The sequence below is a fragment of the Nitrosomonas sp. JL21 genome, from assembly GCF_009833095.1.
GTDB lineage: Bacteria > Pseudomonadota > Gammaproteobacteria > Burkholderiales > Nitrosomonadaceae > Nitrosomonas.
Genome location: NZ_QRCB01000019.1, coordinates 26,761 through 39,718, shown reverse-complemented (window position 1 = coordinate 39,718; position 12,958 = coordinate 26,761). Strand labels below are relative to the sequence as shown.

The following is a 12,958-nucleotide window of genomic DNA, read 5'->3' as shown; positions in this document are numbered from 1 at the left end:
CAGCTCTTAAAGATGCAAACCACATTCGGTCTTGGGCTTACCAACCCAGCGTCCGCTGCGTCCTTCGCCTTTCACGGTGCAATGGGTGCATCCAATCGAGGAATAACCTTCGGCAACCAGCGGATGAAACGGTAGCTTATGCTCGAGAATATATGCATCGCGTTCCTCTCGAGTCACATCGATCATCGGATTGAACTTGATGATGCCGCGCCGTTCCTCGAATATATTCAGGCCGGCGCGATGATCCGTTTGCCAGTTCATCAAGCTCGACACCCAGATATGATAATTCGGCTTGATTTCTTCCAGCGGATTTATCTTGTTGATGGTACAGCAGAAATCCGGATCCACCTGATAGAGTTTTTCGCGCTCGCTGTACCAGTGCTGGTAACTGTCGGCTTTCAGATCCTGAACTTTCAGATGAAACAACCCGATCAGGTAGTCACGGTAGAGTAAGGTCTCCGGAAAATGAAAACCGGTATCGATGAAAAGAATCACCTGTTCAGGCCGAATGCGCGAAATGATGTGCAGAAAATACGCAGACGTCGCCGCAAATGACGATGTCACCATGACTTTTTCAGGTTGGAAATCGGAATACAGCGTACGCAAGCGCTCCTCGAAATCGAGCGGCCGATAGCGCTCATTCAATTCGCTGATGGCTTGCGCACTCAAATCGGCGCTATTGCCGGAATGCTGCACGATGGGTGCTCCGTTCGTCATAACAATTACTCATACATTAAATAAAGTTTATCTTCGGATTCTTACATCGATCCTTAACATCCTAAGCATACTGTAATACGACTGACATTCCTTTGTCATGATCAATTGCTAGCATTTCATTCGCAGTGACCACATACATTTTAATGTGGTCACTGCGTCAAACAACCGAGGCAGTGCGACCACACAGCGTGATTGTACTGTGTCTCGGGATAGATCGTTCAATCAATATGACTGGAGGTTTTATATGAAAATGCAAAAATTGCAGTTTATCCTGGCAATCACTTCATTGTTCCTGATCAGCTTCAATGCAATGTCAGCCTGTGCGCCACAAGTGCAAACCAAGCTGACCGCCGCACCATATGCTTCTTTGAATGCAATTCTTACCCCTGCTAAAATCAACAGCTTCACCACTAAACTCAATGCGGTGGCCAATGTAGCCACTTACAACGCCTTGCGTACTGAAGCGAATGCAACCGCTGCATTAATTGCTGACGGTCGTGTCGTAGTTACATTGCCCGATGGCACCGTGGTCGTGGATACCTCCAAAGGTGCAGCCAATACCTATCAAAACTTCCAGGACAAGGTCATCAACGAGAATCATAATACGCGCGTCGCCATTTTAGACGCACAACTCTATGATTGCGGTGTCGGCCTGGAGACCAAAACAAGCACATCAACGGGCTCGGAAGAAGTTTACGTTGCGAAACGTCTCGGTGCTTATTTAAATAGTGCCGGAACAGTCAGACTCTCTCATAAATAAAAGAGCGACTGCCCTACTTTCCCCGCCCAGTTACCCCAATACTGGCAAGCAAAAATGGGCTACCTGTCTAAGGGTGGCTCATTCCGCTACACTTCTGAATCTGATTTACATGCGTTTTTCATCCTGGATTCATTTACTCCATATATTTCCCAGAAAGCCGCCCACTTCCATCATCCAGGCTATGCCGACATGAACGGCCAGACCACCGACAATGGAGCGGGTTCTATAAGCAATGACACCCAGTATCAACCCACCGAAAAACGATGAAATGCACTCAAACAGCGGCTTGCCGAAATGAATGCTGCAATAGAACGTGGCCATCGGAACGATCACCGCCGCACCGGCATAACGGATGAAACCAAAGATCAAAAATCCCCGGAAGAAAAGTTCGATGGTGATGAAATCAATGCCATAGCTGAATTCATACAGTAATCGGTGGCACAACAGACAGTCGGTATAAGGCGCAATGAAATCGATCTGCCTGACCCGCGGATAAGTTTCGAGGAAATCCGGCTGAGTACTGGCAAACAAGATCAGCGGCAGCATCAACAGCAGCATCAGGCTATACGGTTGCCAATGCACATTGTTCACTGTCATTCCCCAGAAGCTGGACTGGGGGATGACAGCATAAAGAATCATCAATGGAATCATCACAATCAACAACTTAAAGGGAAGCATGGTGACAATGACCCAATATAGTCCCCAAACGCCGTCAATTACATACTCCAACGGATTCGCACTGCATACTTTAAGCGCAAAGATAGCCGGCGTAATCAGCAGCAATCCCCAAAGTCCCGGAGTCACCACCATTACCTGCTTGCGAAGCAGCATGACAAACCCGTACGGAATGATGAATGCGCTGCAATACATCACATACAGCGCGCCGAATTGATCAAGTCGCGATGCCATATTGCGGATCCATTTCGGTTCGATACCCAGCGTGTAGTTCAACGTAATCAGAATACTGATCCACATCAGGCAGGCCACAAGCACTTTTTGATCGATCATCGAACCATATTCGCGCCAATCAGTACGCATCATGCTCATCAAGAATTCATTGCAAAAATTGATATCTCAAATTGTTCATTGACAGGGAAAACCCTGTCTTTTCCCGCTTAAGCTTTTGTTTTGCTTTACGGTATACTCGCCCCATCGATTGATTATCACCCAAATCTTCAAGCAATTAGAACACCTTGGTGAATTCTCGGAACAATAACACGAGAATGCTGTATTTATACCCATTGATGGGGTGCGGAGGTATGAATGGATAGTTATTATCTGGGTAGACAACCCATTGTAGATCGTAACCAGAATTTGGTCGCGTACGAGTTGCTGTTCAGGCAGGAGGTCAGCGAAGATGCGGTAAAAATCACCGATGATTTATCGGCATCCGCGATCGTCATTGCGAATGCGTATGGCAGATTCGGCATTCAGAATGTGGTCGGGCAACAACGGGGCTTCATCAATGCCGATCTCGATCTGATCAGGAGCGATATCATCAGCCTGCTACCCAGTAAGCATGTCGTCCTCGAAGTCAGGGCCCCCGAATCGATTTCAGCCGAATTTCTTCAGCAATGTCATGAATTGAAGCAACGGGGCTATCAATTTGCATTAGACAGCGTAGCCGCTATCGACGCCAACATTGAACAATTATTATCGATCGTGAGCATCGTCAAAGTCGATGTGCTTTCTTTGAATACCCAGTCGTTGGAAGAACTGGTCACTGCCCTGAAGCGCTGGCCTGTTCTGCTGTTGGCGCTCAAGGTGGAAAATCGTGAACAGGAAATTCACTGCAAGCAATTGGGCTTCCAGATGTTCCAAGGCTACCATTTTGCCAAACCCGAGGTAATGGCGATAAAACGCGCCGATCCTGGAAAACTGTCGCTGCTCAGGCTATTGGAATTGATCACGGATACGGGGGATAGCGATGAAATCGAGCGTGAATTCAAGCGCCAGCCCGCGCTCAGCTATAATCTATTACGCATGGTCAATTCCGTCACGAGTGATCTGCCCAGAAAAATCAACTCGATCCGCCATGCCATTACATTGATGGGGCGGGAACAATTGCTGAAATGGATCCAACTCCTGCTGTATACCTCTGATCAATCGGAAGAAGCCACTGACCATAGTTTGATCCCAACAGCATTGGAGCGTGGCAAATTGATGGAACTCATCGCCGCTGTCGAGCGGCCGCATGATAAGAATCACCAGGAACGCGCATTCATTGTCGGTATCTTGTCGTTGCTCGATGAATTATTGGGCATCGAAATGCGGCAAATCGTCAACAAACTGGGCATCTCCGACGACATGCACCACGCTTTGATAAGTCGTGAAGGTCGTCTCGGCGTCGCGTTAAAATTAATTGAAGCGAATGAGCAAAACGAAACTTCCGTCCTGGAACCGATCTTGAATGAACTGGGCTTCCTGAGCCCGGTTGAATTGATAGAGTTGAAGGTGCAAGCTGCAGACTGGGCGATGGAAACAAGTCACACTGTGAATTAGCACCTCAACCAGACTACCCTCCGTAATGGAATTCACGTTACCCGTCCGGCACAGGCGGCTCGCAAAATTCTGCTCAACCCCCTAAGCGTAGAACGCACATTGGAAAAACCGGCTCAACCCCGGTGTGGTTTTTATCACAGCATTCAATTCCGAAAAACAGTATCGTTGGTCATAAAACAACACATTCATTCTGAAAAATGTGTTGCGTCATTCGTCTGAACCGCTCGTAATCCTCGATTTCATGCCGGAAACACTTGAAATTGATCGGAATTTACGGACCGATAAAAATTAGCTGATTAATAGACAATATGATAAAACGAATACCTTCAATAGTTGCTTATCAGTCGCCGGTGATGAATAGTTTCCCCTTGAATATATTCGTATAAAGCGTGTTTACTATATCTAGCCAAAAAGACAGCGCATCCCGAATCTGATGACTGCGATGATATTCAATCGATGCCAGACCAGTACTTCAGAACACCGCCTGGCACACTGACGCCCAGTTCTGCTTAAGAAGGAAGTTTTTGATGACCATTCTTATCATTTCCGAACCTGATGATGTGCATGCCTATGCGGTTTTCAACGCCCTTAAGCGGCGAGATCAATCTGATGTCCATTTATTTGACTACGAACAATTTCCTGCGCGGATAAATCTCGACATCGCATTGTCCGCGCGCGATTCCAGTCATTACCGTATATGGCTTGCACAGGACAAGTTCATCGACCGTGAAGCGGTGCGTGCCATCTGGTGGCGCCGGCCGATCAATTCGGGTTATCAGGCATTAAATGGAAATTCAGCGGAACATGTCAGCGCCAGGACAGATTCGTTGATGACTATTCAAGGTATATGGCAGGCAGGCTCATGTCTTTGGGTCAATGACATTGCCCGCGCTGCAGCAATCAGGCATAAGCCGTGGCAACTGGATCTCGCCAAGCAGTGCGGGCTGACCATCCCAGAAACCCTGATTACCACGATCCCCGAACATGCTCAGCAATTCTGGCAACAACACTACGGCCAGATTACCTGTCAGCTATTGCAGCAAGCATGCGCTGAAACGCACGAATCCCGGAAAGTGGAGTGGAAAGAATTGACAGACATCGATAGTTCAAAGCTCGCACAGATCATTTTTCAAGAACTGGTGCCGGGCACCGCGGATTTGCGCATCACCATCATCGGCAATGAAATCCTGTCGGCGGCGTTGGATCTACTTCCCTCCGACAATCTGCTGTGCGCGCAACCCAACCGGCGCATCTATCAGCGCCACGAACTGCCTGTCGACATGCAGCATAAATTGCTGCTGATGATGCGCCGCAGCGGTCTGGAATACGGCGTCATCGATATGCGATTGCGGCCCGATGGCGAATACGTCTTTCTGGGGATCGATCCGTATGGTCATTTTCTTTTTGTCGAACACGCCTGCCAGTTGCCCATCAGCGATCTCCTGGCCAAGCATTTGGCGCAAGGGAAAGGAAGTACGGCAATACCGCTGGCTGCACAAAAGGCCGCCTAGAACCAGCATCTCTCTTGCCAGATGCCCGTGAATATTCCTTCAATGAGCTTTAAGGTATTTGGAGTTTTTTTTGAAATAGGTAACGAAGATCACAGATAAGCGAAGGAGAAAAGCACAGTCTACGATCGGTAAATGAGTGTGATGATACTGATCTCGATCCCAGACCGAGCTTAGTAGTCTCCCAATCTCTCTAAACGCTGCGATTCCGATCTTCGATGATTTCCCGGTACACCGATTCCATCACGCGGTTGTTATAATCCAGAATCACCCATTGGGACTTGAACAAGGCATTGAGTTCAACCAGCGTGATGACAATCAGCACAATGACGCCCAACACCGCTAAGCCCGTGAATAACAACATCACACCGAACAAAAAGATGCTCAAATTAATGGAACCGCGAACCCATTTTCGCAAATAAAAGTGATGCAAGCCAGCGATGAAAAGATAGTTGAGCGTCGCATATGTGTCCGGATCTTTGAGCCTCTGCCCGGTTTGCTTGAAAAACCACAGCCGTTGCTCATCCGGTAATTCACGCACTAATCTACGGATGCGTTCTTCGTCCTCCAATAGGGCTTCTTTGGTTTTCACGACAATCCTTCAGATGACCCGGCAGATCAAGACTCGCTCAACGCGCCAATGTAATGATGACTGCTTCACGTTTCCAGAACAGCATGAAACGCTTCTGCTCGACAAACTGAAACAGCAGCGTCCAACCCTCCGCTGCTTCCTTATTCAGTGTGACTTCCAGCCGCTTGATCGGAATCCCCGACGCACCGAGGAAAATGGTGCCCAGTCCGCCTTCTGTCACGTGCAGTACTTTATATTCTTTGTAAGCCATCATTTCATCTCCTAAGATCGATTGATAGAAACTTTGTCAAAAACTCAGCCTATTGCAACGTGATTTGCTCCGCCCTGATTAAATCAAACGCTAATTCTTTACATTCCATCTCAGATATCCCCTTACCAAGCATTAATTCGCCTACATTCCTCCAGCCAAACTGACTTGCTTCAGAAACACCCCTATCAAGGGATAGACTGCAGGGTTTTCACCAATAACTCGGCAACTGCGCCTCCCGAAGCCGGATTCTGACCGCTGATCAATCTCCCATCCTGGACAACAAACACGGCCCACGGCTCTGCAGCTTTCTGATAGATGGCTCCCCGGTTGATCAGTTCGGTCTCGGTCATGAAAGGCACAAAGTGATCCAGCTCAGCAAGCTTTTCTTCTTCATTTGAAAAACCGGTCACTTTCTTATCTTTCACCAGCAGATTGCCATCAGACAAAGTAATATTCAATAAACCCGCGGCTCCGTGACACACCGAAGAAACATACCCTCCCTTTTCATAAATTTTTCGGCTGATCACCTGCAACTCTTCATTGTCGGGAAAGTCCCATACGACGCCATGTCCTCCGGCAAAATAGATGGCGATATAATTATCCGGATTCACTTCTCTGGGATTGAGCGTCGCTCCGAGTCGGTTCATGAATGCTTTATTCTGATACCAATCCCAATCGGTTTCATCGGCCATTGCAAGGCTATGCGGGTCAATCGGCGTATAACCACCTTCGGGACTCACATAATCCACCTGATATCCGGCTTCCTCTACCTTTTTAACAAAGTGAACAGCTTCTCCAAGCCATAAACCGGTAGCGCGCTTCAAATTAGGATATTTTTCAACGCTGGTGAGAACGACAAGAATTTTTTTATCCATTTTTTGCTCCTGTAAGTAGTAGTTCAGCGATGTGCTCATGGCATTTGAACCGCCAGGCTCAAGATGTTTATTTACGCCACGTAGACTGGTATTTTTTACCTGACTTCGGCTACTTGAGCATAGCTCGGTACCGATTAAAACTTCCTCAGAAGAACAGTCAGCAACAATCATGCTTCAACGCATCATTCCCAAATCACCATTTTGAAGCGCTCTTTGACGATGCCAAAGTAATCGCATTTCCAGTCGCTCTGCGCGAAGAAATCCAGATGATGCCATTGGTCTTTTCGCTTAAGAATGCTGACAGCCGCATCGTCCCAGTCAGTGGCGGCAAATTTAGGCTCGAGCTGCTGTTTGCGTTCTTCGACCTCATCGAAATCGAAACCGTCGTATTCCCAATGCAGCACTTCGAACACATTGCCGGCACGATCGGCATAATCCATGCTGAAATCCAACCCCCACTTGGGTCTCATTCGGATGATCTTATAAACCAGGGGGTTGTCGTGCGCCCAGCGTTCGAGCTGCTCCAATGCTTTGCCGCTGTAGCCTTTGCGTTCAAACAGCAGACTATGATTCAGCACCGCGCCTTCGACTCGGTCCGGTTGCGTAAACCATGCTGCCTTCAGCGCATGCCGATGCGCCCGGTGCGCATGCGCGGACGTTAAATTCGCCATGGCATAGCTTTGCTCCAGTTCGGTCAGGTCATAACCATTCTGATCGAACAGCGCCAGTTCTCTGGCTAGGGGCGGAGACGCCCGATCCAGCGGCAAACGCCAATAGCCTTCGGGATTGAGTTGATGATGGGATAAATAGATATAGCTCATGAATTTAAGTGTATCTGTAATTATGCTTGACAACCAACCGGTTAGCCGCCAACGCGTGGCCTGCCATATAATTCGCGCAATTCGTTCTTGGCTTTCTCAAGAACGTCACGTTGCCGATCAGGTAAATGCTTGCCGGCCCGGTTGATATAAAAATTCAGCATCGCCATCGCCGACGCAAACGACCCCGTCTTTCGCTGCCGACTGGTCTCGGCAGAATGCTTCAGCGATACGGCAATCCTGCGCGGATCATCCCAGGTAAATACTCCCGCCTCGAGATCAAGCGCATGGCTGGTGTCGGTGACTTGGTGTGACCATAGATGGGAGTTGCTATTTGGCATGGCAGAAAATGCAATGAATTCGGAAGGTACGATTGTGCAGTATTGTATTCCAAATCATCCAAACTTTATCAATTCAGAGACATTCAATGATTCAGGACATCGTGGGTTGTTTATTTCGCCATCAAATGGCACTGTCCCTATTAATGAGCAATCCAACCGCTGCTCCAATGTCGCAATATTTTCTTGCAGCATCAGCATTTGCGGATCGATGCAATTAGCCACCCAGCCCGCCAACGGCAAACCGGCAGAACGTATGGCTTGCGCAGTCAGCAAGGCATGATTCAGACAGCCGAGGCGCATCCCCACGACCAGGATCACCGGTAGACTCAACACCCGCGCCAGATCGGCGCCGGTCTGAGTACGGTTGAGCGGCACTAGAAAACCGCCTGCGCCTTCGACAATGACGATCTCGGCCACCGAGCTGAGTTCGCGGTAGGCTGCGCAGATCACCGTCAGGTCGATATCCAGATTAGCCTGTTGCGCGGCAAGATGCGGCGAAACCGGGAGATCGAAGGCGTACGGATTGATATGCCTGCGGGCAGCGCTGATGGTGCTGGCTGCGATCAACTGTTCGACATCCGGCCATCGTCCGTCCTCCTTACCCGCAGCGATTGGTTTCATGCCGATGGCTGTTTTACCGTGTGCCGCAAAGGCGCGCAGCAAAACACAACTGATGGTGGTTTTACCGACGCCGGTATCGGTGCCCGTCACGAAAAAACCGCGGCCCATGTCAAGGCGGCAATCCTAATTGCCGGCGCGTTTCGGGCGTCAATATCGAGCGCGGATCATGGGGTTTCCAGGCGTGCCCGTAGACTACTTCGAACGTAGCCGGCAATTTGCCGTCGTGGCGCAGCGTCTCATACGCATCGATCGCTTGCTGCCAGCGCTTTTTGCCCATCAATCCCTCCTGCCGGCCCTGAATCACGTTATGCGCACCGATTGCCTTGAGGTCGCGCATCACGCCGATCACGTCATCATACGTCAGGGTGATATATTCCATATCCATGACGGGGGTTGAGAAACGATTGTTGACTAACAGATCGCCGATGTCGTGCATGTCGGCGAAGCGGTTGACGTGCTGATGCGAATCCGACTTTGCGAACGATTGACGCAATTCTTTCAGCGTATCCGGACCGAAAGTGCTGAACATCAGCAGGCCATCGGCGCGTAAAATGCGGTGCATTTCGGCAAACGTGCGATTCAGATCATTGCACCATTGCAACGCGAGATTCGACCAGATCAGGCCGACGCTGTCATTTTTGATCGGGAATTGCTCGATATCGGCACATACATAATGGCTATGCTGCTGTTGCAACGACAATATGCGTTGCCACCACGCGGTATTCGGCCGTGCCTGCTGCAGCATCGCGCAGGCGATATCGACTGCGATCAATTGACTAGATGGATAGCGTCGGGCCAATTGCTGGCTACCATAACCGGTGCCGCTGCCCGCATCGAGGATGACCTCGGGCCGGTACTTGATGTACTCCAGACGCGACAACATGCGATTGCTGATCTCTCGCTGCAGCACCGCCGCCTGGTCATAGCTGCTTGCCGCACGCTCGAATGCAGCACGCAATTGTTTTTTATCAAGAACTTGTTCTGAACTCATTCAGGCACGTCACAAATTGATCAGGATACGATAAGAATGGCGCATGTCCGCAATGAGCAAACCTCACGAACCGTGCATGCGGCAATTGCCGGTGCATCCAATCGGCCGCATCCGGATGAGTAATCACGTCATTGTCCCCGTGCATGATTAACACAGGCTGGCGAATCGCTGCAATACGATCGCGCAAATCGCTCTGCTGCAAAATCTGCAGGCTTTTTTCCAAGGCTGCAGGTTCGGGTTCTGCGCGCTGAAAAAAATGCTGGCGCAGTTGCAATAACACCTTGCTGGCGTCACGATCGCCGCTCATCTGCAATGTCAGAAAACGATTGATGGTGGTAGCGTAATTCAGTTTCAAATTTTCCCAGAACAGTTGCAGCAATTTTGGATCCATGCCTGATTCCCAATCGTCGCGCTTGGCAAAGCACGGCGTCGTCGAAATCAGGATCAATTTTTCGATCCGCTCGGATTCGCGCAACGCCAATTCCATCGCAATCTGCCCTCCGAGCGACCACCCGCCGACCATGCAACGCTCCGGCAAAATACCGGTGATGATCTCAGCCAAACGACTCAATGTTGTCGGTTCACAAGCGGAACTCAATCCATGGCCCGGCAAATCGACCAGATGCAGGCGGAATTGCTGGCTTAATCGATCACGGACACTGCCCCAAATGCCGCCATGCATTGCCCAGCCATGCAACAGCACTAAATCGGGCCCTTCACCGACGATATCGATATGCAATCGTGTCATGCTGCAGCCAGTTCCTGCAGGGCCTGCGTCAACCTCCGGATATCATGCGGCAGATGCGCAGCAGACAACGAAATACGCAACCGCGCTGTGTTTTGCGGCACCGTAGACGGCCGGATCGCCGGCACCAGCAATCCGCGTTCGCGCAATTGCTGGCTGATCCGCACCGCTTCCTGACTATCGCCGACCAGCAAGGGTTGGATCGGCGTCATCGAAGGCAGTAATTTCCAGCGTAATGATTGCACTTCTCGCTTGAGCTGCGTAATGTTAGTTGCTAACGCTTCCCGTCGCCATTCGTCATGCTCAATCAATTTCAGGCTCGTCAGCAAAGCTTGCGATAACAATGGCGGCGTGGCTGTAGTGTAGATATAACTGCGCGCCGATTGGATCAACGTTTCGATTACGTCTGCCTGCGCCGCGACAAAGGCGCCGAACACACCCGCAGCCTTGCCCAGCGTCGCCATATACAAGAGGTTAGGAAGACGGTGTTTCTGCCAGCCCGGCACAGATAAGCTACCCCTGCCCTGTTGTCCTAAAATACCAAAGCCATGCGCATCATCCAGCAATAATAACGCCTGATACTTGTTGCATAGTGCAACCAACGCTTGAACCGGCGCAATATCGCCTTCCATGCTGAATACCGCATCGCTGATTACCAGTTTGCGCCGCGCATCGCTTTCCGCCAACCGTCGTTCCAGCGCAGCCATGTCGAGATGCGGATAACGAATGAACTTTGCGCGGGATAGTAAAGCTGCATCATTCAGGGAAGCATGATTCAATTTATCTGCGAAAATGGCGTCTTCTCGCCCCACCAGCGCCGTCACCACGCCGATATTGGCCATATAACCGGTCGAGAACAATAATGCTTTGGGAAAACCGGTAAACTCCGCCAATGCCTTCTCCAGCGCATGGTGCGCGGCAGAATGACCATGAATGAGATGCGATGCGCCCGCACCGACCCCATAACGTTGCGCGCCATCGCACACCGATCTGATCAGGTCCGGATGATTCGCAAGCCCAAGATAATCATTACTGCTGAACGCCAGATACTCACGGCCCTCAATGGTGATATGCGTTGCTTGCGGCCCTTCGACGATTTGCCGAAAACGCCGCAATCCTTGCTGCTCGCGAAGGCGTAGTTGCTCAGCAAAATCGGGAAACATCTATGACAATGCGTGCAATCCCAGCTTATCCAGCAACTTCCGATCGTGGTCTGTTTCGGGGTTTCCAGTGGTCAGCAATTTATCGCCATAAAAAATGGAATTGGCGCCAGCCAGAAAACACAACGCCTGAACAGCCTCGGACATTTCTCGGCGACCGGCAGATAAACGCACCATGGCCTTGGGCATGGTGATTCGCGCAGCGGCAATGGTACGGACGAACTCGAACGGATCCAGTACGTCGGTGCCATACAATGGCGTTCCTTCGACTTGCACCAGATGATTAATCGGCACCGATTCCGGATACGGATCCAGATTGGCCAATTGCGCGATCAAGCCGGCACGCGATTGCCGACTCTCGCCCATGCCCACGATACCGCCACAGCAGACGTTGATACCGGCGTCGCGCACTTCCTGCAACGTGTCCAGACGATCCTGATAATGCCGCGTGGTGATGATTTCCTTATAATATTCCGGCGCAGTGTCGAGATTATGATTGTAATAATCCAAACCGGCCTCGCTCAATTGCTGGGCCTGGCCTGGCTTGAGCAATCCCAACGTAGCGCAGGTTTCCATGCCCAATGCTTTGACCGCACGCACCATCTCAGTCATTTTTTCGATGTCCCGCTGCTTGGGGCCACGCCATGCGGCGCCCATGCAAAAACGCGATGCGCCGTTCTCCTTTGCTTCCATTGCTACCGATACCACTTCATCCAGCGACAGCATATTCTGATTCTCGACACCGGTATGATAGCGCGCCGCTTGCGGACAATAGCCGCAATCTTCCGGACATCCGCCTGTCTTGACTGAAATCAACGTCGATAATTGCACGCCATTCGCATCATGATGCTGGCGATGCACACTCTGCGCCCGGTACATCAGATCATTAAACGGCGCATTCAATAACGCTTCCACTTCGGCCACAGTCCAACGCGTTGAGCGATGCGGCTGCCCTGCCGCATCGCTCATATCGGTAAGCACTTTGTCATTGATCAAAGGATCCAAATTCATATCTAATCTACCTATTCAAATACTGCATCACTGGCGCCAATTGCCGATAATTCTGGATGATCAAGGA

15 protein-coding genes are annotated in these 12,958 nt (G+C 50.3%); 3 read left to right on the top strand and 12 right to left on the bottom strand.

The window, feature by feature from the left end; genetic code table 11:
• Positions 1-6: 6 nt before the first annotated feature.
• Positions 7-717 (bottom strand): phosphoadenylyl-sulfate reductase, encoded by a 711-nt coding sequence (locus tag ABF87_RS06945; RefSeq protein ID WP_160828414.1) that lies wholly within the window; start codon positions 715-717, stop codon positions 7-9.
• A 244-nt stretch (positions 718-961) separates the two neighbouring features.
• Between ABF87_RS06945 and ABF87_RS06940 the strand changes: the two genes are divergently transcribed.
• The gene (locus ABF87_RS06940) at positions 962-1,477 is read left to right on the top strand and encodes a hypothetical protein (protein WP_160828413.1); all 516 of its coding nucleotides are present in this window, start codon (positions 962-964) and stop codon (positions 1,475-1,477) included.
• 129 nt (positions 1,478-1,606) lie between these two features.
• On the opposite strand, the gene ABF87_RS06935 is transcribed toward ABF87_RS06940, so the two are convergent.
• Positions 1,607-2,518: a CPBP family intramembrane glutamic endopeptidase gene (locus ABF87_RS06935; RefSeq protein WP_240143571.1), complete on the bottom strand. Its 912-nt coding sequence runs from the start codon at positions 2,516-2,518 to the stop codon at positions 1,607-1,609.
• Between the two features lie 222 nt (positions 2,519-2,740).
• Between ABF87_RS06935 and ABF87_RS06930 the strand changes: the two genes are divergently transcribed.
• On the top strand, positions 2,741-3,979 hold the full coding sequence (locus ABF87_RS06930) for an HDOD domain-containing protein (protein WP_160828411.1): 1,239 nt from the start codon (positions 2,741-2,743) through the stop codon (positions 3,977-3,979).
• Between the two features lie 527 nt (positions 3,980-4,506).
• The gene (locus ABF87_RS06925) at positions 4,507-5,490 is read left to right on the top strand and encodes an MvdC/MvdD family ATP grasp protein (RefSeq protein ID WP_160828410.1); all 984 of its coding nucleotides are present in this window, start codon (positions 4,507-4,509) and stop codon (positions 5,488-5,490) included.
• A gap of 190 nt (positions 5,491-5,680) precedes the next feature.
• Here ABF87_RS06925 and ABF87_RS06920 read toward each other — a convergent pair whose 3' ends face one another.
• The 10 genes from ABF87_RS06920 to bioB all read right to left on the bottom strand — a co-directional run bounded on the left by ABF87_RS06920 (position 5,681) and on the right by bioB (position 12,849).
• On the bottom strand, positions 5,681-6,079 hold the full coding sequence (locus ABF87_RS06920) for a TM2 domain-containing protein (protein WP_160828409.1): 399 nt from the start codon (positions 6,077-6,079) through the stop codon (positions 5,681-5,683).
• Between the two features lie 37 nt (positions 6,080-6,116).
• Complete coding sequence (locus tag ABF87_RS06915) at positions 6,117-6,332, bottom strand: DUF4177 domain-containing protein (RefSeq protein WP_193567999.1); 216 nt, start codon at positions 6,330-6,332, stop codon at positions 6,117-6,119.
• A 182-nt stretch (positions 6,333-6,514) separates the two neighbouring features.
• Positions 6,515-7,204, bottom strand: coding sequence for a type 1 glutamine amidotransferase domain-containing protein (locus ABF87_RS06910; RefSeq protein ID WP_160828408.1), 690 nt, complete (start codon positions 7,202-7,204; stop codon positions 6,515-6,517).
• Between the two features lie 182 nt (positions 7,205-7,386).
• Positions 7,387-8,025, bottom strand: coding sequence for a hypothetical protein (locus ABF87_RS06905; protein ID WP_160828407.1), 639 nt, complete (start codon positions 8,023-8,025; stop codon positions 7,387-7,389).
• A 41-nt stretch (positions 8,026-8,066) separates the two neighbouring features.
• Entirely contained in the window at positions 8,067-8,363 is a 297-nt protein-coding gene (locus tag ABF87_RS06900; protein WP_160828406.1) for a DUF3175 domain-containing protein, read from the bottom strand.
• A gap of 54 nt (positions 8,364-8,417) precedes the next feature.
• On the bottom strand, positions 8,418-9,092 hold the full coding sequence (gene bioD, locus ABF87_RS06895) for a dethiobiotin synthase (RefSeq protein ID WP_160828405.1): 675 nt from the start codon (positions 9,090-9,092) through the stop codon (positions 8,418-8,420).
• 1 nt (position 9,093) lies between these two features.
• Positions 9,094-9,975, bottom strand: coding sequence for a malonyl-ACP O-methyltransferase BioC (gene bioC, locus ABF87_RS06890; protein ID WP_160828404.1), 882 nt, complete (start codon positions 9,973-9,975; stop codon positions 9,094-9,096).
• On the bottom strand, positions 9,953-10,723 hold the full coding sequence (gene bioH, locus ABF87_RS06885) for a pimeloyl-ACP methyl ester esterase BioH (RefSeq protein ID WP_160828403.1): 771 nt from the start codon (positions 10,721-10,723) through the stop codon (positions 9,953-9,955). Before bioH ends, bioC begins: the two co-directional genes overlap by 23 nt.
• Entirely contained in the window at positions 10,720-11,883 is a 1,164-nt protein-coding gene (bioF, locus tag ABF87_RS06880) for an 8-amino-7-oxononanoate synthase (protein WP_160828402.1), read from the bottom strand. Before bioF ends, bioH begins: the two co-directional genes overlap by 4 nt.
• A complete protein-coding gene (gene bioB, locus ABF87_RS06875) occupies positions 11,884-12,849 on the bottom strand; it encodes a biotin synthase BioB (protein WP_160828447.1) in 966 nt (321 codons plus the stop codon).
• Between the last annotated feature and the right edge of the window lie 109 nt (positions 12,850-12,958).

Coding starts and splice junctions, on each gene's coding strand:
- bioF (WP_160828402.1), bottom strand. CDS start 11,883: ATGTTTCCCGATTTTGCTGAGCAACTACGCCTTCGCGAGCAGCAAGGA.
- bioH (WP_160828403.1), bottom strand. CDS start 10,723: ATGACACGATTGCATATCGATATCGTCGGTGAAGGGCCCGATTTAGTG.
- ABF87_RS06900 (WP_160828406.1), bottom strand. CDS start 8,363: ATGCCAAATAGCAACTCCCATCTATGGTCACACCAAGTCACCGACACC.
- bioC (WP_160828404.1), bottom strand. CDS start 9,975: ATGAGTTCAGAACAAGTTCTTGATAAAAAACAATTGCGTGCTGCATTC.
- ABF87_RS06915 (WP_193567999.1), bottom strand. CDS start 6,332: ATGATGGCTTACAAAGAATATAAAGTACTGCACGTGACAGAAGGCGGA.
- ABF87_RS06930 (WP_160828411.1), top strand. CDS start 2,741: ATGGATAGTTATTATCTGGGTAGACAACCCATTGTAGATCGTAACCAG.
- ABF87_RS06940 (WP_160828413.1), top strand. CDS start 962: ATGAAAATGCAAAAATTGCAGTTTATCCTGGCAATCACTTCATTGTTC.
- ABF87_RS06910 (WP_160828408.1), bottom strand. CDS start 7,204: ATGGATAAAAAAATTCTTGTCGTTCTCACCAGCGTTGAAAAATATCCT.
- ABF87_RS06935 (WP_240143571.1), bottom strand. CDS start 2,518: ATGATGCGTACTGATTGGCGCGAATATGGTTCGATGATCGATCAAAAA.
- ABF87_RS06925 (WP_160828410.1), top strand. CDS start 4,507: ATGACCATTCTTATCATTTCCGAACCTGATGATGTGCATGCCTATGCG.
- bioB (WP_160828447.1), bottom strand. CDS start 12,849: ATGAGCGATGCGGCAGGGCAGCCGCATCGCTCAACGCGTTGGACTGTG.
- ABF87_RS06905 (WP_160828407.1), bottom strand. CDS start 8,025: ATGAGCTATATCTATTTATCCCATCATCAACTCAATCCCGAAGGCTAT.
- bioD (WP_160828405.1), bottom strand. CDS start 9,092: ATGGGCCGCGGTTTTTTCGTGACGGGCACCGATACCGGCGTCGGTAAA.
- ABF87_RS06945 (WP_160828414.1), bottom strand. CDS start 717: ATGACGAACGGAGCACCCATCGTGCAGCATTCCGGCAATAGCGCCGAT.